Here is a 20,930-nt window from a genome sequence, read left to right on the forward strand (position 1 = left end):
GCGGGTAATCAGACGATCCCGACCTGTTCGGCCATCCGGTCCACCGCGAACCCGAAGAACGCGTCCGCCGGGTCCGCGCTGCCCACGAGCTGGCCGAACAGTTCGAAGCTGACCATCCCGAACAGCTGCGTCCAGGCAAGCACGACCCGGGCGAAGGCGCCCGTCGGCACGGTGACCGGCACGGCGTCGGCGATCGCGTCGAACTGCCCGCGCAGCACGGCCGGGATCTCGCTGTCGCCGACCCCGGCCGCCGCCGCGATTCCCAACAGGACGATCGGCACCCGGACCGCGGCGGCGACGGTGTCCTGCGGCGCCTGGTAGCCGGGGATGGGGGAGCCGTAGATCAGCGCGTACTCGTGCCGGTGCGCCAGCGCCCACTCCCGGACCGCGGTGCAGGCGCCGCGCCAGCGCTCGACCGGGGTGTCGCCGCGGTCGGCCCGCTCGACGGCCGCCCCGAGCGCGTCGTAGGCGTCGATGATCAGCGCCGTCAGCAGGTCGTCGCGGCTCGGGAAGTACCGGTACAGCGCCGAGGACACCATGCCCAGGCTGCGCGCCACCGCCCGCAGGGAGAGCTGGTGCGCGCCGTCGGTCGCCAGCTGCCGCCTGGCCTCGTCCTTGATCTCCCTGGTCAGCTCGTGCCTGGCCTTGTCGCGTGCCGTTCGACCTGCGCTCATGCCGTCAGTCTGACACCGACGAGAGCGCTGAACAAATTTGAGAGCACTGCTCTTGACAAGCCGCGCGCCGCCGCGTTGACTACGACCGACAGAGAGCGCCGATCGCAAATGAGATCACCGCTCTCGCCACGGGAGGAGTCACCATGACCGACAAGGCCACCAACGCCCGCTACCTGCGCCCCGGCCGGATCGTCCGGCTGCTGCGGTTCGACGCCATCGTGTCGTTCCTGGTCCGCCGCGGCTTCGACGTCTGGGGCGCCCGGGTCCTGTCCGTGCGGGGCCGCAAGAGCGGCGAGCCGCGCAAGACCCCGGTCAACCTGCTCACCATCGACGGCGTGCAGTACCTGGTCGCCCCGCGCGGGCACACGCAGTGGGTGCGCAACCTGCGGGCGGCGGGGGAGGGCGAGCTGAGCGTCGGCAAGCGGGTCGAGCGGTTCACCGCGGAGGAGCTGCCCGACGAGGTGAAGCCGCCGATCCTGCGCGCCTACCTCAAGCGCTGGGCGTTCGAGGTGGGCGCCTTCTTCGACGGCGTCAACGCCAAGTCGACCGACGCCGAACTGCTCGCCGCAGGCCCCAGCCACCCGATCTTCCGCGTGACGACGGCGGCATGACACCGGCGTCGGCGCGCGAGACCTAGCCCGCCGACGCCTTGAGGGCCGTGGTCAGCGCGTCCAGCGTCAACCCGACCTGCCAGTTCCTGGCGCCACCGGCGAGCAGCACCTCGGCGACCGACCCCTCGTCGATGTCGGCGGGCGGCTGCCAGCAGGTCCGCCGGACCAGGTCCGGCTGGAGCAGGTTCTCCACCGGCAACCGGTGCGCCTCGGCGATCTTGCTCAACGCGCCGCGCGCGGCCGCGAGCCGGGCAGCGGCCTCGGGGTCCTTGTCCGCCCAGCGGTTGGCGGGCGGTGGGCCGTCGGCGGGCGGGGCCGGGTCGGGCAGGTCGGCCTTGGTCAGCGCCGCGGCGGCGCGCAGAGCCCGCATCCAGGTGTTGGCCAGCCTGCGCTGCGCCCGCCCCTTGAACACCGGGAGCTGCAGCAGCGCCTGCTCGTCCTGCGGGTTCACCGACGCCGCCTGGATGATCGCGCTGTCCGGCAGCACTCGGCCGGGGGCGATGTCGCGCTCGCGGGCCATGCCGTCGCGGGCCTCCCACAGCGCCCGGATGGCCGCCAGCCCGCGCGGGGTCCGCACGCTGTGGATGCCCGAGGTGCGCCGCCACGGCTCCTTGCGCGGCGGCGCCGGGTCCGCGGTGCGCAGCGCCTCGAACTCCTCCAGCGCCCACTCCAACTTGCCCTGCTCGCGCAGCTCGGACTCCAGCGCGTCGCGCAGCTGGATGAGCAGCTCGACGTCGAGGGCGGCGTAGTTCAGCCAGTCCACCGGCAGCGGTCTGCGCGACCAGTCGGCGGCGCCGTGGCCCTTCTCCAGGTGGTAGCCGAGCAGCAGCTCGACCAGCGTGCCGAGGGCGACCCGCTCGAAGCCCGCGAGGCGACCGGCCAACTCGGTGTCGAACAGCTTGGCGGGGCGCAGGCCGAGGTCGGACAGGCAGGGCAGGTCCTGCGACGCCGCGTGCAGCACCCACTCGTCGGTGGCGAGCGCGGCGATGAGGGCGTCGACCTGGTCGTCGACGGCGACCGGGTCGATCAGGAAGGTCCCCGCGCCCTGGCGGCGCACCTGCACCAGGTAGGCGCGTTGGGAGTAGCGGTAGCCGGACGCCCGCTCGGTGTCCACGGCTATCGGGCCGTGACCAGCGGCTATGCGGCCTGCCGCGCGGTCGAGGGCCGCGAGGTCGACGACGACGTCGGGGGTGCCCTCCGCGGGCTCGGTGAGCAGGACCGGAGCAGGCGGGTCGGCGGCGCTGGGTCCTGAGCCGGGGATCGTCACGGCCGATGACCCTACGGCACGACCGGTGCCAATCGTCGGAGATCAGCAGCAGTCGTGTGGCTGGGCCATGCCCAGCCCAGCCACACGACTGCTGTTGTCTACCGGATGACGCCTGCCCGCATGGCCAGCGCGACCATCTGGGCCCGGTCGCCGGTGCCCAACTTGCGGCCGATCCGCGAGAGGTGCGACTTCACCGTCAGCGCCGAGAGGTTCAGCGCCTCGCCGATCTCCTTGTTGGACTGGCCGTCGGCGACCAGTTGCAGCACCTCGACCTCGCGCGCCGACAGCTCGCGCGGGGTGTTGTCGGTGCCGGGGACCCTGGTGCCGGTGGCGAGGACCGGGGCGACACTCGGGTCGGCGTAGACGCCACCCTCGAGCACCCTGCGGACCCCGTCGGTCACCACGACCGGCGACGCGGACTTCAGCAGGTAGGCCTGTGCGCCTGCCTGGAAGGCCGATCGAACGGCGTACGGGTCGTCGGACGAGGCGAGCACGACGATGCGCGGCCAACCGTGGCTACGCAGCTCCGTGACCAACTCGATCCCGCTACCGTCAGGCAGACCCAGGTCGAGGATCGCCAGGTCGCACGGCCCGGTGGCCTGCGCTCGCGCCCTCGCCTCGGCCACCGTGGCGGCCTCGTGCACTGTGCCCGCGCCCATCTGTGTGAGCCGAGCCGCTATCGCCTCCCTCAACAGTGGGTGGTCGTCGACCACCAGCACTGAGAACAGCTCCTCCCGCGGGTGCGGGACCATGTTCGCCGGCAATGAGCCGGCTGGCGTGGTTCGAACGGCCTGACCTAAGCCGACGGCAGCCACGTCACTACCTCCCTGGAGTCGGTCGTTGCCCCCCGACCGGCACTGGGACTTTCGACCAAACAGCCGCGCCGCCGTTGGACCGAAAGTGGTGTCGACGAAGGCAGCCTAGCCGCCCAAGCGGGTTAGCGGGACGATCAATCGGGTAAGTATCCGATCGGGTTGTGACTGAAGCCGGGGCGTGTCACACGATCGGGTGAGTCCCTAGACGGTGACGTAACGGACGGCCTCCGCTACGCGATGAAATGGAGTCACGGGTAGTGCACACCCCCTCAGTCGACTGGGCCCGACAGCTGCTGGCCCGGACCCCGCTCGTCGACGGTCACAACGACCTGCCGTGGGCCCTGCGTGACCGCCATGGGAGCGTTCCCGCCGTCACCGCCGCCCGCAGCGACCTGCACAGCCACCTCGACGGCCTGCACACCGACCTCGGCCGGCTGCGCGACGGCGGTGTCGGCGCCCAGTTCTGGTCGGTCTACGTCCCCTGTCAGCTTGCCGGACACGAGGCCGTCTCCGCGACCATCGAGCAGGTCGAACTCGTGCACCGCCTCGTCGCCGCCTACCCGGCCGACCTGGGCCTGGCCACCACCGCTGACCAGGCAGAATCCGTTTTCGCCTCCGGCAGGGTCGCCTCGCTGATCGGCGCCGAGGGCGGCCACAGCATCGCGGGCTCGCTCGGCGTCCTCGGCGCCCTGCACCGGCTCGGCGTGCGGTACATGACGCTGACGCACAACGACAACACGCCGTGGGCCGACTCCGCGACGGACGAGCCCGCCGTGGGCGGCTTGTCCGATTTCGGCCGCGAGGTGGTCGCCGAGATGAACCGGCTGGGGATGCTGGTCGACCTGTCCCACGTGGCCGCCACGACCATGCGCGACGCCCTGGACGCCACCACGGCACCGGTCATCTTCAGCCACTCCTCGTGCCGCGCGGTGACCGAGCACCCCCGCAACGTGCCCGATGACGTGCTCGAACGCCTCCGCGGCAACGGCGGCGTGCTCATGGTGACCTTCGTGCCCCGGTTCGTCTCACCCGCCATCGCGGCCTGGGACGCGCGGATGGCCGAGGAGATGGCGGCGGTCGGCCGCAAGCACGCCGACCTCGCCGACCGCGAGCGCTTCCACGAGACCTGGGAAGGCCGCCACGAGCAGCCGGTCGCGACCCTGGAGGACGTCGTCGCGCACCTGGAGCACGCGCGCGAGGTCGTCGGGGTCGACCACATCGGCATCGGCGGCGACTACGACGGCTGCCCCGAGATGCCCACCGGGCTCACCGACGTCGGCGGGTACCCGACGCTCTTCGGCGCGCTGCTCGACCGGGGCTGGAGCGAGGACGACTGCGCGAAGGTTGCAGGGCGTAACGCCCTGCGGGTCCTGCGTTGCGCCGAAGAGGTGGCCGACACCGCCGAATAACTGGCAAAAGGTAATAAGTCATGAGCGTCCGGTAATCGGACAGCGCGCCGGATTCGGCCAATTCCCGTCGTGGCCCCATCGGCGCAACGCCGTTGCGCTGACTCCCAACTGGCAACCGGTAACGCATTTCGCCGTTTCGATCGTGGCTACCGTCACGCTCGATCGCCCCCGCGCGCGCGAGGGCGGCGTTCGGGAGGAGACGAGCTTGAGCCCTTCATCCAGACGTTTACCGCCGTGGCGGGTGCTCGCCGCGGTCGGGCTGAGCGGGGCCGTCGTGTTCGGCCTGACCGCCGCCACGGCGACCACCGCGGCCGCCGCCGACAACGTCCTGCGCAGTGACGCCGACGTGGCCCGCTCCTGCTTCGAGCGGCTGCTGCCCACCGGCACCAGGGGCACCGCGCACCGCGAGGTCACCTCGTCGGTCACCGGGCTCGTGCAGGCCAGGCTGACCGCGCACGGCTCGGGCACCGGCGACTGGGACCTCGCGGTGTTCGACAAGAAGACCGGCGCCGTCGTGGCCGCCTCCGCCGCGCTGCGCAGCGCGGAACTCGCCGAGAGCTTCGTGGCCAAGGACCAGCAGCTGGTCGTGCAGGCGTGCCGCTACGCGGGCACCTCGCGCACGGTGAAGCTGGGCGTCGACTTCCTCGCCATCAACAACCAGGGCGGGCCGACCACCACGCCGCGCGCGGAGATCGTGCGCGTCGAGACCCCCGACCGCCAGCAGAAGGACCGACTGCTCGCGCTCGACCTCGACGTCACCGAGAAGGCCGACGCCACCGGGGTCGAGGTCGTGCTCGCCGACGACGCCGACCGCAAGACCCTCGCCGACAGCGGGCTGCGCTCGACCGTCGTGCAGGCCGACCTGACCGCGCGGTCGATCGCGAACGCCAAGCAGGACAAGGACTTCGCCGGCCGGGGCAAGGCGTCGGTGCTGCCGTCGGGGCGCACCTCGTACCGCCACCTCTACGAGTACGACTACGAGATCAAGGACCTCGCGCGCCGCAACCCCGGGCTGGTCAAGGCGTTCACCCTGCCCAACGCCACCTGGGAGGGGCGTGAGGTCAGCGCGCTGGAGATCGCGACCGACGTCGACAACGCCACCGACGGCAAGGCCGTCAACGTGCTCATGGGCGTGCACCACGCGCGCGAGTGGCCCGCGGGCGAGCACGCCATCGAGTGGGCGCACGAGCTGGTCAAGGGGTACCGCTCCGGCGGTGAGATCCGGGCGCTGGTGGGCAAGACGCGCAACATCGTCATCCCGATCGTCAACGTCGACGGCTTCTCCATCTCCCGCGAGGCCGAGCCCAAGGGCGACTTCACCCGCTTCGACTACGAGATGAAGCGCAAGAACTGCAACGTCAACGACTCCCCGGAGGCATTCCGCACCGGCGTGTGCAAGGCCAACCCGGCGGGCCGCCAGCGCGGCACCGACCCCAACCGCAACTACGCGGGCTTCTGGGGCGGCGCGGGCGCCTCGACCGCGTGGAGCAGCGACACCTACCGCGGCTCCGCGCCGTTCTCCGAGCCGGAGACCCGCAACATCCGCGCGCTGGTGTCCACCCGCCAGGTCACCAACCTGATCACCCTGCACACCTACTCGAACCTGGTGCTGCGCGTGCCGGGCGTCGCCGACGTGCGCCCGCCGCTCGACGAGCCGGTGTACAAGGCGCTCGGCGACAAGATGGCCTCCCGCAACGGGTACACCAGCCAGCCGTCGTGGGCGCTCTACGACACCACGGGGTCCACTGAGGACTGGTCGTACTTCGCCACCGGTGGCTACGGGTTCACCTTCGAGATCGGCACCAGCGAGTTCCACCCGCCGTACGAGACCGGCGTCATCGCCGAGTACGCGGGCATCGCCCCGGCGCCGGGCGCGGGCAAGGGCGGCAACCGCCAGGCGTTCCTGGACATGCTGGCCAACGCCGCCGACCCGGCCGCGCACTCGACGCTGATCGGCTCGGCCCCCAAGGGCTACCAGTTGCAACTGCGCAAGGCGTTCCAGACGCCGACCTCGCCGGTGGTCAACGCCGACGGCACCGTCGGCCCGCCGCTCTACGTCGCCGACACGCTGACCTCGAACCTGACCAGCACCGGCGGCCGCTTCAGCTGGGCGGTCAACCCGTCCACCCGCCCGTACGTCGCGGGCCGCTGGGGCCGCGACCCGAAGGGCCCGGCGCAGACCGGCGTGACGCTGCCCAACCCGCCCGGGGTCCCGGCCGCGAACACGAACTTCCCGGAGGACATGACCGCCGAGCGCATCCCGTTCCACGTGGACGGTCTGCCGAAGGTGGACAACGGCAAGCTCCAGGTGTCCATCAGCTGGGCCACCCCGGCCACCGACTGGGACCTCTACATCTTCGACGCCGCAGGCAACGTGGTGACCTCCTCGGCCAGCGGCGGCACCACCGCCGAACACGCCGTCCTGCTCGACCCGCCCGCTGGCGACTACACCGCCGCCATCGTCAACTACTCCCAGGCGGGCCCCGAAACCGACGACTGGACCAACCTCCGCGTCGACTTCGCCTCCCCGCTGCCGACCACCTACGGCCCCAAGGAGCCCTACCAGCTCACCTGCTCCGACAAGCGCGGCCGCCTCATCGGCCTGACCGACGTCTACATCGACCGCTCCCAGACAATCGACGTGGGCGACATCTGCCAGCGTTCCGCGCGCACCAACAAGGAACGCAAGCGCTGATCCTGCTTTTCCGCACGGGCCGCCCTTTCCGGGCGGCCCGTGCCCTTTTCACGCCCAATCCCAACCGGACCAACACCACGCCTCGCGGCGCTTTCACGGCAAAAGCATCTCGTCCGCAGCGGTTCTCTCGCCCCACGCCGGGCTCTTACCCCCACCGAACCCGCTTCGCGCGCCCGCGCCAGTCCGGCCCCAGCCCCCACCCTCTCCGGGGGGCGTCCCAGGTCCCACTCTACCGGCACCCACCGACAGAGGATCTTGAAACGGGCCGCCGAAGATCCACATGTGGATGACTTTTGTCGCTGAACCGGGTGAACATCCGAGCACGGCAAAACACAGAAAGCCTGCTCAGCGCCCAGGAAAGCACCGCCCCACCGGCAATACCGGCCTACGGCACCCAAGCGATTTCGATCATGCCCCGACCACCTTGCCCGACAGCGAGCGCCACAGGGCCGAGCGCGCCGCACAAAGCCACCACTCGATATCCCCAAGCGCGCCAACCCATCCGTGTAAGCCCGCAAGGCCCGGTAACGCCACCACGCCAAGCCAGCCCAACCGGTCACGGATTCCCTATCGCAGCCGCTTCGCGCGCACGCGGTCCCGACCCTGCCCAGCCCCCGCCCACACCGGGGGGCGTCCCAGTGCCAGTCTACCGGCACCCCCCGACAGAGGATCTTGAAACGGGCCGCCGAAGATCCACATGTGGATAACTTTTGTCGCTGAACCGGGTGAATTGCCGCCACCTTGCCGTGCTGTTCCAGCAGGTCAAAGGCAGGGGAGGGCGAGGAGAGCGGCGGGGCCGGGCCAGGTCGTGGAAAAGGAGCTACTCGCCCTTGCGCTGTTCGAAGAGGGCGACGCCGACCGGGGGGAGGCCGACGACGCTGGCCATGAGGTCGAGGAATGCCTCGCCGTGGGGGTGGAGGTCGCCGGTGGGGGTCCAGGAGGCGCGGAGTTCGAGGTCGTCGGTGCGCTCCGGGCCCGCGATGTCGCCGAAGCGCGCCGAGGAGGTGTCGGTGACGGTGCCGCCGAGGGCGGTGAACTCGGCGCCGGACGCCTCGAGGGCGTCGGTCAGCCAGGACCAGCCGACGCTGGGCAGCAGGGGGTCGTCGGCGAGTTCGGCGTCGAGTTCGGCGCGCACGTAGGCGACCACCCGCAGCACCCCGTCCCACGCCTGCTGGCCATCGGGGTCGTGCAGCAGGATGAGCCGCCCGGTCGCCTGGACCTCGGCCGGGCCGGTCGCCTCCGCGGTCAGCGCGAACGCCCAGGGGGCCAGCCGCTGGGGTGGCCGGACCTCGGCCAGTTGCAGTTCTGGCCGGGGCCGCAGCGACTTCAGCGCCTGGACGGCCTGGGTGAAGAGTTCAGGCGCGGTCGACGTTCCAGTCACGACTGGTAACTGTAGGACCACCCGAGTCGGTGAGCGGGGAGGGCGCGCCGACCACGCACACCAGGTTCACGCCACCGACAGTGTGACCTTCTGCCCACGCGAACGGGGACGGGGGTGGTCGTGGGACCATGGCGGACGCGATGACTGAACTAATCACCCCGGCCGCCGCGCGCCGCCGGAGCCTGCCGACCGCACCGTTCCTGGTGGCCGCGCGTGGTGGCGTACCGGACCGGGTCCCGGTGTGGTTCATGCGCCAGGCCGGCCGCTCGTTGCCCGAGTACCGCGCGTTGCGCGCCGGTACCGCGATGCTCGCCGCGTGCTTCGACCCGGCAATGGTCACCGAGGTCACGCTCCAGCCCGTTCGCCGCCACGGTGTCGACGCCGCGATCCTGTTCAGCGACATCGTTGTGCCGTTGGTCGCCGCCGGTGTCGACCTGGACATCGTGCCCGGCACCGGCCCGGTCGTCGCCGCACCGTTGCGCGATGCCAAGGCCGTCGCCGCACTGCCGAGGCTGCACGCGCACCAGGTGGACGCCGTTGCCGACGCCGTCCGCCTGCTGACCGTCGAGCTGGGTCAGACACCGTTGATCGGCTTCGCAGGCGCGCCGTTCACGCTCGCCTCGTACCTGGTGGAGGGCGGCCCGAGCCGCAACCACGAGCGCACCAAGGCACTGATGTACGGCGACCCGGTCACCTGGCACGCGTTGCTCGACAACCTCGCCGACACCGCACTGGAGTTCCTCCGAGCGCAAATTGCCGCCGGGGTCGACGCGGTGCAGTTGTTCGACTCGTGGGCGGGCGCGTTGTCACTGCGGGACTACCGCGAGTACGTCCTGCCGCACTCGACGAAGGTCCTGTCCGGACTCGTCGACGCGGGCGTCCCGAGGGTCCACTTCGGCGTCGGCACCGGCCACCTGCTCGGCGCGATGCGCGAGGCGGGCGCCGACGTGGTCGGGGTGGACTGGCGCACCCCGCTCGACGTGGCCGCGCGGGCCGTCCCCGGCGCCGCCGTGCAGGGCAACCTGGACCCGGCCGCGCTGTTCGCCGGTGACGAGGTGCTGCGCCGCGAGGTCACCAGGATCGTCGCCGAGGGCAGGTCCGCCGCCGGGCACGTGTTCAACCTGGGCCACGGCGTGCTGCCGGACACCGACCCGGATGTGATCACCCGCACCGTCGCGTTCGCGCACAGCCTGTCGACCCCGCGGTGAGGGTCGCGGTCGTCGGCGGCGGGATCTCCGGCCTGACCGCGGCCCACCGCCTGCGCGTCCTGCTCGGCCCGACCGCCGAGATCACCGTGGTCGAGCAGTCCGACCGGCTCGGCGGCAAGATCAAGACGGCCGAGCTGGCTGGCAGGCGGTTCGACGTCGGCGCCGAGGCGTACCTGGTGCGCCGCCCCGAGGTGAGCGCCCTGCTCGACGAACTCGGCCTCGCCGACGGCGTCGCGCACCCGACCGGCGCCCGCTCCACCGTCCGCGCGGGCGGGGTGACCAGGCACATCCCCGGTCGCCACGTCATGGGCGTGCCTGCCGACCCGGCCGCGCTCACCGACCTGCTGACCCCCGAGGGCCTGGCCAGGGTCGCCGCCGAACCGGACCTGCCGCCGCTGACCCTCGACGGCGACACCGCGCTCGGCCCGCTGCTGCGCACCCGCTTCGGCGACGAACTGCCCGAGCGCCTGGTCGACCCGCTGCTCGGCGGCGTCTACGCGGGCGGCGTCGACGCCCTCGGCCTGCGCGCCACCCTGCCCGCCATCGCCTCGGCCCTCGACGCGGGCGCGACCTCGCTCACCGAGGCAGCCGCCCGCTCGTTGCCCACGCCCACCGGCCAACCTGTCTTCGGCACCCTGCGCGACGGCCTCGGCACCCTGGTCGATCGCCTCGCCGAGTCCGCCACCGTCCGCCTCGGCGTCCCGGTCCGCGAACTCGCCCGCACCGCCACCGGTTGGCGCCTTACCCTCGGCGCCAACGCCCCCGCCCACCAGCCGCCCGACCCGGTCCTCGACGTCGACGCCGTGGTGCTCGCGGTCCCGGCCCCCGCCGCCCGCAAGCTGCTCGACGGCGTGGTGCCGGTCGCGTCCGCCGCTTACGGCCGGGTCGAGGTCGCGTCCATGGCCGTCGTCGCTTTCGCGCTGCCGGAGGGCACGGAACTGCCCGGGACGTCCGGGGTGCTGCTCGGCACGGCCGAGCGGCGACTCGACGGCACGCCGTTCGCGGTCAAGGCGTTCACCTTCTCCGCATCGAAGTGGACCCACCTCGGCGGCGAGTCGGTGATCGTCCGCGGCTCGGTCGGCCGCTTCGGCGACCCGGGCGCCCTGAAGGCCGACGACGCCGAACTGACCCGCCTGGTCCGAGCCGACCTCATCGAACTCACCGGCGTCGCCGCACCCCCCATCGACACCGCCGTCACCCGCTGGGGCGGCGGCCTCCCCCAATATGGCCCCGGCCACACCGACCTGGTCGCCGAGGTCGAACGCGCCATCGCCGCCGAACCCGGCCTGGCCGTGGCAGGCGCCACCCTGCACGGCGTCGGCATCCCCGCCTGCGTGGCCACCGGCACCGCCGCCGCCCACCGCATCGCCACCCACCTGCACGACCGCCGCGCCGGGTAGTTCACTTGCCCGGCAACCGCGCCGGGTGGTTCATCGGTGACGTGGTCGTGCGGTGACGTGGTTGCCCGGTGGTCGCCGGTCAGGCCACTGCGCATCCGACGGGACCCCACATCGTCACCCGGCGCCGAGTTCGGCCACACCCACAGCGCCCACCCGACCGCAGCGCCCACCCGACCGCAGCGCCCACCCGACCGCAGCGCCCACCCGACCGCAGCGCCCACCCCACCTCAGCGCCATGGCCACAATTGCGCAACGCCCACCCCCGGCACCGCCCCGAGCCCGCCGCCGACCAAGATCAACTCCGCGACCGGGGCCCGCCCTCCCGGGGTCCGGGGTCCCACTTCTGAGAATATCGGAGTTCGGGTGCTGTCAAGAGGGCCGCGCGCGGCCTGTGGATGGTGCGCGGGGTTGTGGACAACTGCGCGGAGCCCGGCCTCCGTCCGCGCGCCTGGACTTCGTGAACGCCTGCACGCCGACCGGGGCACGGGGGCGACCGATCGGCGTGTCGCGGGCCACCTGCGGCGGCGGGAGGTCGGGGGAGGGTGCGACGATAGTCGGCATGGCGCGTCTGAACTATGCCGAGCTCAACGACACCATCCGGTACACGATGTGGTCCGTGTTCCGGATCGAGCCGGGGCGGCTGCCCGATGATCGGGGGAGCGCGGCCGCGGAGACCACGGAGTTCCTCGACGCGTTGGCGGGCAAGGGGGTCGTGGTCCGCGGGGTGTACGACGTCGCGGGGTTGCGGGCCGACGCGGACTACATGATCTGGTGGCACGCCGAGGAGATCGAGCAGGTGCAGGCCGCCTACACCGGGTTCCGGCGGACCGCGCTGGGGCGGGCGTCCACGCCGGTGTGGAGCCAGGTGGCGTTGCACCGGCCCGCGGAGTTCAACCGCAGCCACGTCCCCGCGTTCCTCGCCGGTGAGGAGCCGCGCCGGTTCATCTGCGTGTACCCGTTCGTGCGGTCCTACGAGTGGTACCTGCTGCCCGACGACGAGCGCCGCAAGATGCTGGCCGACCACGGCAAGGAGGCCCGCGACTACCCGGACGTGCGCGCCAACACCGTCGCGTCGTTCGCGCTGGGCGACTACGAGTGGATCCTCGCCTTCGAGGCCGACGAGCTGCACCGGATCGTGGACCTGATGCGGCACCTGCGCGGCACCGAGGCCCGGCTGCACGTCCGCGAGGAGATCCCGTTCTACACCGGCACCCGGGTGCAGCCCGCCGAGCTGGTGGCGAACCTGCCGTGAGGCTGGTCGGCGACGAGCGGGTCGTGGCGGGGCCGTACCGCGTGGCGCACCTGGCCGCGCGGTGCGTCGGCCTGGTCACCACCCTCGCCGCCGACCTGCTGCGCGAGCGCGGCACGGAGCCGGGCGAGGTGTCGGTCGACCTGCGGCACGCGGCGGAGGCGTTCCGCAGCGAGCGGCACCTTCTTGTCGACGGCGCCCCGGTCGGCGACCTGTGGGCGCCGTTGTCCGGGGACTACCGCGCCGCCGACGGCTGGCTGCGGCTGCACTGCAACTACCCGCACCACGAGGCCGCGGTCCGGTCCGTCCTCGGCGACGACGTGACCGCGGCCGTCGCGGCCAGGCAGGCGTCGGAGGTCGTCGAGGCCGTCCTGGCCGCCGGTGGGGCCGCGGCGCAACTGAGGTCGCCCGCGGCGTGGGCGGACCACCCGCAGGGCCGCGCTGTCGCCACGGAGCCGCTGGTCGCGGTGGAACGGATCGGTGACGGTCCGCCGAGGCCGCTGCCGCCCGCCGACCGCCCGCTCACCGGGGTCCGGGTCCTCGACCTGACCCACGTGATCGCAGGCCCCGTGTGCGGCCGCACCCTCGCCGCGCACGGCGCCGACGTGCTGCACGTGGGCGCCGAGCACCTGCCGGTCATGCGCCCGGCGCTGGTCGACACGAGCTTCGGCAAGCGCACCACGTGGCTGGACCTGCGCGACCCCGAGAACGCCACCAGGCTGCGCGAGCTGTGGGCCGACGCTGACGTGCTCGTCCAGTCCTACCGGCCGGATTCGTTGTCCCTCAGGGGCTTCGGCCCGGACGATGCTCCACAAGGGACGATCCTGGTGTCCCTGTCCGCCTACGGCCACACCGGGCCGTGGCGCGCCCGCAGGGGTTTCGACAGCCTCCTGCAACTGGCCACCGGCATCGCCCACCGCGGCGACAGCAAGCCCGTCCCCCTCCCGGCGCAGGCACTCGACCACGGCACCGGCTGGCTCGCGGCCTCCGGCGCCCTCACCGCCCTGCGCCGCCGCGCCACCGAGGGCGGCACCTGGCACGTCAAGGTCTCCCTGGCCCGCACAGCCCACCTGCTCGACTCCCTAGGCTGGATCGACTCCGTCGAGGACGACTCCCCGGTCGACGCGTACCTGTCCGAAGTGGACGCACCGATCGGCCGAGTCCGGCACGTCCTGCCGCCCGGTGGTCTCCCGGCTGCTCCGCCGCGCTGGGACCACGGTCCGCGCGTGCCCGGTTCCGACCCCGCCACGTGGTGAAACGGCCGCCGCCGCGCTGGGGTCATGGACCGCGCCTGCCAGGTTTCGACCCGCCACGTGGTGAAACGGCGGCCCACCCCGAAAAGGGGTGGACCGCCGCGTTCATCCACTGAGGACTAGTGCTTGTTCACCAGGTAGGCGCGGATGATCGTCTGTTGGACCGTCCCGCCTCGCCCGTCCTCGGCCTTGGCCTGCAACGACACCGAGGTGGCGCCGCGCGGGTGGTCGAGTACGAGTTCGTTGCCCCGGACCTGGGCCCTGCGCCAGGTCTTGCCCTCGTCGTAGGACACGTTCACCGACAGGTTGCGCGGGTCGACGTGGCTGCCGTTCTCCAGTTGCAGGGACACCGGGATGGTGAACCTGCCGACCGGGGCGGAGTTGTCGTCGCGCAGCGGGGCGTGGAAGCGCACCGTCGACAGCGGAACGGTCGTCTGCCGGGAGTCGGAGCGGAACGTCCAGGCCGCCGAGACCTTGGTGCTCACGCCGAACGCCGGGTCGCGGGTCGCCTCGGTTTCCAGTCGGTAGTTCGCCGCCCCTTGCGGCACGGTGAACTGGCCGCTGCCGGGATCAGCCGTCTCGCCGACCTTGACCCCGTTGCGCGACAACGTGGTCTTGGCCGAGGTGACCGCGCTGCTGCCCGCGTTGCCCCCGCCGTCGCCCCACAGGCCGATGCCGAACGCGAGGGTGTCGCCGTCGCGCTCGGCCCACGGGTAGGCGGAGCGCGGCAGCGCGGGACCGAACACGCCGAAGTTGACCCGGTTGCGGTGGGTCTGCCCGGCCTTGGACCGCACGGGCTCGGCCACGAAGTACAGGTCGACCTCGGGCTGGTCGCGGCGGCCGAAGAAGATCGAGCCCTCCCACTGCACGGTCCCCGCGTTGACGTACTCGACGACCTCGTCGCCGTCGAAGGTGCGCCCGACGCCGAGCAGCCCGCCGCGACCGGTCAGCGACGTGGCGAACAGCGCGCGCCCGCTGGTGCTCCCCGGCAGCGACGGTCCGACCTTCGTCCGCAGCGTCGCCAGGTCCTTGCGGTGCACGGTCCTGACGAACCCGGTCGGCACGGACTTCTCCTGGTACCAGGCGAAGTTGTAGAAGTCGCCCGTGTTGGCCTGGGCGTCGTAGTACACCGCCGACAGCGACCAGATGAACACGTTCGCGGGCAGTTCCGGGCCGATCTGCCCGGTGCTGAACCCGTCGAACAGCGCCCCGCCGATGCCGATCCCGATGTCGTAGCCCTCGATCGTGGTCACCTGGTAGCCCGCGACCGCCACCCACAGCGGGACCCTCGGGTCCGGCGGCGTCACCTTCACCGGCTTGGTCTTGCGGGCGTCGACGACGACCTCGGTCGCCCCCTTCACCTCGAACGCCGGGTACGGCAGGCTCCGCAGGTCCTGCTTGCCGCCGGTCGCCTCGTACAGGTTGTCCAGGATGTAGGACCCCTTGGGTAGGCGGAGCGTGACCGCGCCCGAGGCGTCCGGCACGGCACCGGTGAAGAAGTCGGACCCGAGGCCGATCGCCAGCGTCCGCCAGTCCTTGCTCGGTTTGCCGTCCGGCCCCAGGTAGCGCAGCCGCACGTCGTAGCTCTCGACCTCCCGGTCCAGCGCGACCGGCGTGCGCAGCGACTGGCCGGGGCCCGACGCGACGACGCTGCCGGAGTACGCGCCGTCCGCGGTGCCCACCCGGGCGTCACCGGTGACCTCGACCGTCGCCGACCCGCCCGCGGGTACGGTCACCCTGGCCGGGGTGACGCCGAAGAACCCGGCAGGCGCGGGCTTGCCGTCCGGCCCGGTCCCCTCGACCTTGACGTCCAGGGTCACCGCGGTGGCGGAGCTGTTGCGGTAGGTCAGGTCCTTGGTGACCGCGACGTCGTCCTGGTGCGGCCACAGCTGGGTGCCGAGGCTGACCGAGCCGGGCGTGGTGGTCAACGACTGGGTCAGCGCCCTGGCCACGTCGACCCGACCCGAACCCTGGGCGAACGCGCCCGCACCGGCGGTCGGCTTGGCCGAGGCGGTCAGCACGGCCTTGAGCTGCGCGCCGCTCCAGTCCGGGTGCTGCTGGGCCAGCAACGCCGCGGCACCGGCCACGTGCGGCGCGGCCATCGAGGTGCCCGAGAGCGCCACGTAGCCGGGCTCGACCTCGTCGCCGATGAACCCGTTGGCGGCCTTGGCGGCCACGATGCCGGAGCCGGGCGCGGTGATGTCCGGCTTGATCGCGCCGTCACCGACGCGCGGGCCGCGGCTGGAGAAGGGCGAGACCGAGTCGTCGCGCTCCACCGAGCCGACGGTCAGCGCCGCGTCCGCGCTGCCGGGGGTGCCGACGGTCTGCGCGCCGGGGCCGGAGTTGCCAGCCGAGATGACGAACAGCGTCCCCTTCTCCGCCGAGAGCCGGTTGACCGCCTCCTCCAGCGGGTCCACCTCGGGGGTGTCGCCGCCGCCGAGGCTGAGGTTGACGATCTTGGCGCCCGAGGCCACCGCCCACTCGACGCCCGCGATGATCCACGACAGCTGGCCGCCGCCGGAGGCGCTGAGCACCTTCGCGTCGATCACCTTCGCCCCGTGCGCGACGCCCTTGTACTTGGCGCCGCCGCCCGCGACGGTCGACGCGACGTGCGTGCCGTGCCCGACCTGGTCCTCGGTGGTCGGGTCGTCGGTGAAGTTGCGCTCGGCGACCTCGCGGCCCGCCAGGTCGGGGTGGGTCTGGTCGACGCCGGTGTCGACGACCGCGACCGTCACGCCTGCGCCGGTGAGCCCGGCCTGCCAGGCCGCGGGGGCGCCGATCTGCGCGGTGCTGCGGTCCAGGGTGGCCTCGACCTTGCGATCCAGCCACACCTTGCCGCCAGCGGCGGTCAGCGAGCGCCAGGAGTCGGCCAGCGCGGCCTTGTCCGCCGCGAGCGCCCTGGCGCCGACGACCGGCAGTTCCCGCACCGACCGCACGCCGGCGGAGCGGGTGCTCGGGCCGGTCTGGATCAGCGGCAGGTCGCCGCGCCGGTCGTCGTAGCCCGCGTCGGCGAGCGCGGTGACGTCGAACAGCTGCCGGTCGAGCACCCCGGAGAGCACCAGCGGCAGCGCGTCGGACGGGAAGACGTAGGTGTGGCCGCCGCGGGTGTAGGTCTGGAACACGACCCCGGCGCGGCGCGCGTCGGGCAGGATCGCCGGTCTCCTGGTGCCGCCGGAATCGGTGCCGACGAGCACCTTGTCGCCGGTGAGGAGGGTGACGGTGGCCGCTGGGCTGCCCGCCCGGCCGCCGGACGGCTCGGCCGCCGCCTGGGCTGTCGTCGCGAGCGCCATGCCCAGGACGAGCGTTGTCGAGGTGAGTACCGCTGTCGTGCGGATTCGCATGGGAGTACCCCGGTCCTTGGTCGGAGAAGGGGAACACTGAAGGGCCGGATCACCGGCAGTGGAAAAGGAATGTCGAATGTCTGGCCCCAGTGCCGAAGAAGCTATCCAGGGCCGACCCCGGATCGCAATCCGCCAAGTGACTGATCGCCCCGACCGCGAATAGCGCACCGGCGGTTCCCACTGGTTGGGAATGGTCCACAGGCGACAACGTGGTCAGGTGCCGGTGCCCGGCGTTAGCGTGGCCCGGTCCGCGCCACCGGCGGACGAGTTGCCCACCAGGAGGTACCCCATGGTCGTCCGCACCACCGCGTGGCCCGTCGGCACCCCGTGCTGGGTCGATCTCGGCACGGACGTCGAGCGCGCCGCCGCGTTCTACTCCGCCCTGTTCGGCTGGCGGGTCGAGATCGGGCCTGCCGAGTTCGGCGGCTACGCGAACTGCTACGTCGGCGAGCACCCGGTCGCCGGTCTCGGTCCGCTGCAAGAAGGCCAGGCCAGCGCCTGGGTCACCTATCTGTCCACTGAGGACGTGACGGCGGGCGCGGCCGCGATCGAGGCCGCCGGCGGCCAGGTCGTCGCGCCACCGATGCCGATCGGCGCACTGGGGGCGATGACGGCGGCGGTCGACCCCACCGGGGCGTTCTTCGCGCTCTGGCAGTCGGGCACGCACACCGGCTCCGACCTCACCGCCGAACCCGGCTCCCTCGTCTGGGCCGACCACCTCAGCGCCGACCCGGCGGCGGCGAAAGCCTTCTACGGCAGCGTTCTCGGCCACACCTACCGCGAGGTCCGGCCTGATCCACACTACTCGACGGCGCACCTGGGCGAGGCGGACGAGCCGGTCGCCGGACTCGGTGCCGCCGCACCGGGAACCCCGCCGCGCTGGACGGTGTACTTCGAGGTGCAGGACGCCGACGCGGCCGTGACCAAGGTCATCGAGCTGGGCGGTTCGGTGCAGGAGGGGGTGACCGACACCCCTCACGGCAGGCAGGCGGTGGTGTCCGACGATCAGGGTGCGCGGTTCGTGGTGAACACCTCACCCGAGTCCTGACCCGGGACGCGGTGGGTGGTGGCCGTACCCCAGTAGCGGCCGCCACCCACCAGCCCCCGGTCGCGTGCCCCTGGCGCCGGTCCGACGGCGAGGAGGTCGCGTTGAGCAGGTGGATCGGTTGCCGCGCCCCGGTTTCCGGGCGTGCGGGCAGGCGGAGGCAGGTGGTGTGGTCCATCGGGTCGATGCTGCCGAGACCGCCACGAGAACCCAGGGCACTGACGATGATCGTGTGCGGCGCGCGTTCTCGGTAGTAGGCCGCACCGGGCAGCAGGGGCCCGACGACGGCGGTTGCCCGACCGGCCTGGTGACGCCCCCGAGCACCACCAGGCCGGTCACCGCCCCTTCCGCCACCAGCGACGCCTGGCCCGCGGCAGGTGCCCGTGCTCGACCGCCCACTCCGCGAAAGCGGCCGCGTCCTCCCGGAATCGCGAACCGGACCGCCGCGGATTCCCGCGCGCGTAGTCGGCGAACAATTCAGCGAACCGCTCCCCGAGCGCCCCCGCCGTTTCCGGATCGATGTCCCGCACAATCCGCCGCCGTTTTCCCAACAACGCCGCCGCCTCCACCCGAACCACCTCGGCGTCGAATCCGGGCGGCACATCCGCCCCCGCCAGCACAGCCCGCAACAACGCCCCCTGCGCCGCCGCCACGTCCTCCCGGCTCACCTGGTCACCTCGGAGACGGACCTGCGGCGGCTCATCGGTCGACCACCGCGCGGATCGCGGCCAGTTCGTCGGCCAGCACGGTGTCGGCGGGGTAGTGGTCGTCGCGTTCGAGCAGGACGCCCGGGGGGCGGACGCGGTCGCACAGTTCGCCGAGCAGGTCCAGGACGCCCTGGGGGACGGCGTGGGCGTGTGTGTCGTGGTAGACGCCGTCCACCTCCATGCCGCCCGCGACGTGGACGTAGGCGAGGCGCTCCAACGGGAGGCCGTCGAGCAGGGCTACCGGGTCGGCGTCGAGGTTCTTGGCGTTGGCCCACATGTTGGCCACGTCGACCAGCAGCAGGCAGTCGGTGCGCTCGACCAGTTCCCGCAGGAACCGCGCCTCGGTCAGCTCCGCGTTCGGCCACTCCAGCAGCGCGGCGATGTTCTCCAGCGCCAGCGGCCTGCCCAGGATCGACCTCGCCTCGGTCACGTTGGCCACCAGCACCTCCAGCGCGTCGCGGGTGCGCGGGACCGGCATCAGGTGTCCGGAGTCCAGCCCACCGGCGCGCACGAAGCACACGTGGTCGCTGACCAGCGGCGCGTCGAGCAGGTCGGCCACCGCGGCCAGGTGCTCGACCCGGTCGGTGTCGAGCGGCTCGGCGCCGCCGAGGGACAAGGAGACGGCATGGGGGAGCACCGGGAGCCCCCTCGCGCGCAGCACGCGCAGCGACTCCGGGAGGTGGTCGCGGTGGATGTTCTCCGCGACGACCTCGACGAAGTCGACCCCCAGCATCCGCTCGACGGTCAGGTCGATCTCCGACCGCCAGCCGATGCCCACTCCCAAGTGCTCACCCATGCCGTCATCCTCCCCCTACCTCCCCACCCCGGGGCGTCTAGACACCTCCACCGCCTCCGCAGCCCCCACAACCCCCGCCGCCTCCGCAGCCCCCGCTGTGGCCGCCGGAGTCACCGCCGCCGCAGCCCGCCGAGTACGCGCCGGACGAGCCGTCCGCGGTGCTGTGGGTGCGGGAAGCCGTCGCGAAGCGCGCGACCGTCTCGTCCGGGTGCCCGGCCAGGCCCGCGAACACGACCACCCCGACGGACCCGGTGAACACGTACTGGTCGGCCGTCGGGCTCCCCGTCCGCCTGGCCTGCCTGGTCTCCCGCAGTACCCGCTCACCGGCGTAGGTCCGCTCCGGCACCGGCACCGACGCGATGAGCACCGCCAGCCCGATCGCGCCGATGACCGCGAGGGTCAGCCAACCGGGCTCGGACTCACCGCCGACCTCGCCCACCCAGCGCGCCACGCCGACCGCGGCCACGACCGCCATCGGCAGCGCCGAGCGCCGCGCCCACCGCCGCCGTCCCCCGACGACCAGGCCCTGGCGCGCCAGCGCCGCGCCGATCGCCGTCACCACACCCCGGCCCGCCACCGCCGACACCAGCACCCAGGTCGACCCGTGCCCGCGCTGCTGGATGACCCGCAGCACCGCGGCGTCGACCTCGTCGTCCCGCTTGCCCGCCTTGGTGCCGGAAACCACCGACAACCGGCCGTCGCGGGTGGCCCGCAGCTTCCCCTTGTCCAGCAGCCGGGTGATGGCGAGCTCCACCACCCGCCGCGCGCCGCCCGCGAGGTAGGCCAGTTCCTCCACGCTGAGCCTGGCCTGGCCCTCGACCCTGCCGCCGCGCGCCTTGATCCGCACGGCGGCGGCGAGCAGTGCCGCGAACGCGATCGCGACCAGGTACAGCCGAAGGAAGTCAGGCCCTGAGACACCCCATGGTCGATCCATCTCTCCCCCTACCCCGGGGAGCGCCCACCCTCGGCTTTCCCCTGTGTCCCACCGGGTTTCCGCTCCCGGTCGCTGACCATGCTCGGGGTCGTGTGACCGGCGGCACAAGCGTGCTTGAGCAAGACTTAGGGGTACCGAGGGCTGG

16 protein-coding genes are annotated in these 20,930 nt (G+C 72.5%); 8 read left to right on the top strand and 8 right to left on the bottom strand.

Annotation, left to right across the window (positions count from 1 at the left end; genetic code table 11):
* Positions 1-8 precede the first annotated feature (8 nt).
* On the bottom strand, positions 9-674 hold the full coding sequence (locus CLV68_RS10975; RefSeq protein WP_121390245.1) for a TetR/AcrR family transcriptional regulator: 666 nt from the start codon (positions 672-674) through the stop codon (positions 9-11).
* A gap of 143 nt (positions 675-817) precedes the next feature.
* On the opposite strand from CLV68_RS10975, the gene CLV68_RS10980 reads away from it, so the two are divergent.
* Positions 818-1,285 (top strand): nitroreductase family deazaflavin-dependent oxidoreductase, encoded by a 468-nt coding sequence (locus CLV68_RS10980; protein WP_121390246.1) that lies wholly within the window; start codon positions 818-820, stop codon positions 1,283-1,285.
* Between the two features lie 22 nt (positions 1,286-1,307).
* Here the strand turns inward: CLV68_RS10980 and CLV68_RS10985 are convergent, their stop codons facing one another.
* Together CLV68_RS10985 and CLV68_RS10990 are read right to left on the bottom strand one after the other, a co-directional pair.
* Positions 1,308-2,552: a ribonuclease D gene (locus CLV68_RS10985; protein WP_121390247.1), complete on the bottom strand. Its 1,245-nt coding sequence runs from the start codon at positions 2,550-2,552 to the stop codon at positions 1,308-1,310.
* A 98-nt stretch (positions 2,553-2,650) separates the two neighbouring features.
* Entirely contained in the window at positions 2,651-3,367 is a 717-nt protein-coding gene (locus tag CLV68_RS10990) for a response regulator (RefSeq protein WP_035282988.1), read from the bottom strand.
* A 257-nt stretch (positions 3,368-3,624) separates the two neighbouring features.
* Here CLV68_RS10990 and CLV68_RS10995 point away from each other — a divergent pair, with 257 nt between their 5' ends.
* The gene (locus CLV68_RS10995) at positions 3,625-4,776 is read left to right on the top strand and encodes a dipeptidase (RefSeq protein WP_246009755.1); all 1,152 of its coding nucleotides are present in this window, start codon (positions 3,625-3,627) and stop codon (positions 4,774-4,776) included.
* A gap of 241 nt (positions 4,777-5,017) precedes the next feature.
* Positions 5,018-7,471 carry a M14 family zinc carboxypeptidase gene (locus tag CLV68_RS11000; RefSeq protein WP_425454846.1) on the top strand — a complete coding sequence of 818 codons (2,454 nt, stop codon included), beginning with the start codon at positions 5,018-5,020 and terminating at the stop codon, positions 7,469-7,471.
* 820 nt (positions 7,472-8,291) lie between these two features.
* On the opposite strand, the gene CLV68_RS11005 is transcribed toward CLV68_RS11000, so the two are convergent.
* Positions 8,292-8,852, bottom strand: coding sequence for a DUF3000 domain-containing protein (locus tag CLV68_RS11005; RefSeq protein WP_121390249.1), 561 nt, complete (start codon positions 8,850-8,852; stop codon positions 8,292-8,294).
* 140 nt (positions 8,853-8,992) lie between these two features.
* Here CLV68_RS11005 and hemE point away from each other — a divergent pair, with 140 nt between their 5' ends.
* The 4 genes from hemE (at position 8,993) to CLV68_RS11025 (ending at position 13,965) form a co-directional block, all read left to right on the top strand.
* Complete coding sequence (gene hemE / locus CLV68_RS11010; protein ID WP_246009756.1) at positions 8,993-10,060, top strand: uroporphyrinogen decarboxylase; 1,068 nt, start codon at positions 8,993-8,995, stop codon at positions 10,058-10,060.
* Entirely contained in the window at positions 10,057-11,460 is a 1,404-nt protein-coding gene (gene hemG / locus CLV68_RS11015; protein ID WP_121390251.1) for a protoporphyrinogen oxidase, read from the top strand. The genes hemE and hemG overlap by 4 nt, the downstream gene beginning before the upstream one ends.
* Positions 11,461-12,019: 559 nt before the next feature.
* The gene (hemQ, locus tag CLV68_RS11020; protein ID WP_121390252.1) at positions 12,020-12,712 is read left to right on the top strand and encodes a hydrogen peroxide-dependent heme synthase; all 693 of its coding nucleotides are present in this window, start codon (positions 12,020-12,022) and stop codon (positions 12,710-12,712) included.
* Entirely contained in the window at positions 12,709-13,965 is a 1,257-nt protein-coding gene (locus tag CLV68_RS11025; RefSeq protein WP_121390253.1) for a CoA transferase, read from the top strand. The genes hemQ and CLV68_RS11025 overlap by 4 nt, the downstream gene beginning before the upstream one ends.
* A gap of 116 nt (positions 13,966-14,081) precedes the next feature.
* Here CLV68_RS11025 and CLV68_RS11030 read toward each other — a convergent pair whose 3' ends face one another.
* Positions 14,082-17,303 carry a S8 family peptidase gene (locus CLV68_RS11030; RefSeq protein ID WP_147459936.1) on the bottom strand — a complete coding sequence of 1,074 codons (3,222 nt, stop codon included), beginning with the start codon at positions 17,301-17,303 and terminating at the stop codon, positions 14,082-14,084.
* Positions 17,304-17,592: 289 nt separating this feature from the next.
* On the opposite strand from CLV68_RS11030, the gene CLV68_RS11035 reads away from it, so the two are divergent.
* Complete coding sequence (locus tag CLV68_RS11035) at positions 17,593-18,351, top strand: VOC family protein (protein ID WP_121390255.1); 759 nt, start codon at positions 17,593-17,595, stop codon at positions 18,349-18,351.
* A gap of 332 nt (positions 18,352-18,683) precedes the next feature.
* On the opposite strand, the gene CLV68_RS11040 is transcribed toward CLV68_RS11035, so the two are convergent.
* The 3 genes from CLV68_RS11040 to CLV68_RS34675 are packed head-to-tail and all read right to left on the bottom strand — an operon-like array spanning position 18,684 to position 20,785.
* Complete coding sequence (locus CLV68_RS11040) at positions 18,684-19,016, bottom strand: SCO6045 C-terminal-like domain-containing protein (RefSeq protein ID WP_121390256.1); 333 nt, start codon at positions 19,014-19,016, stop codon at positions 18,684-18,686.
* 31 nt (positions 19,017-19,047) lie between these two features.
* Positions 19,048-19,851, bottom strand: coding sequence for an MbnB/TglH/ChrH family RiPP precursor modification enzyme (locus CLV68_RS11045; protein ID WP_121390257.1), 804 nt, complete (start codon positions 19,849-19,851; stop codon positions 19,048-19,050).
* Between the two features lie 37 nt (positions 19,852-19,888).
* Positions 19,889-20,785 carry a TIGR04222 domain-containing membrane protein gene (locus tag CLV68_RS34675; protein WP_121390258.1) on the bottom strand — a complete coding sequence of 299 codons (897 nt, stop codon included), beginning with the start codon at positions 20,783-20,785 and terminating at the stop codon, positions 19,889-19,891.
* Positions 20,786-20,930 lie beyond the last annotated feature (145 nt).

This window comes from Actinokineospora cianjurensis, assembly GCF_003663795.1.
Taxonomy (GTDB): domain Bacteria; phylum Actinomycetota; class Actinomycetes; order Mycobacteriales; family Pseudonocardiaceae; genus Actinokineospora; species Actinokineospora terrae.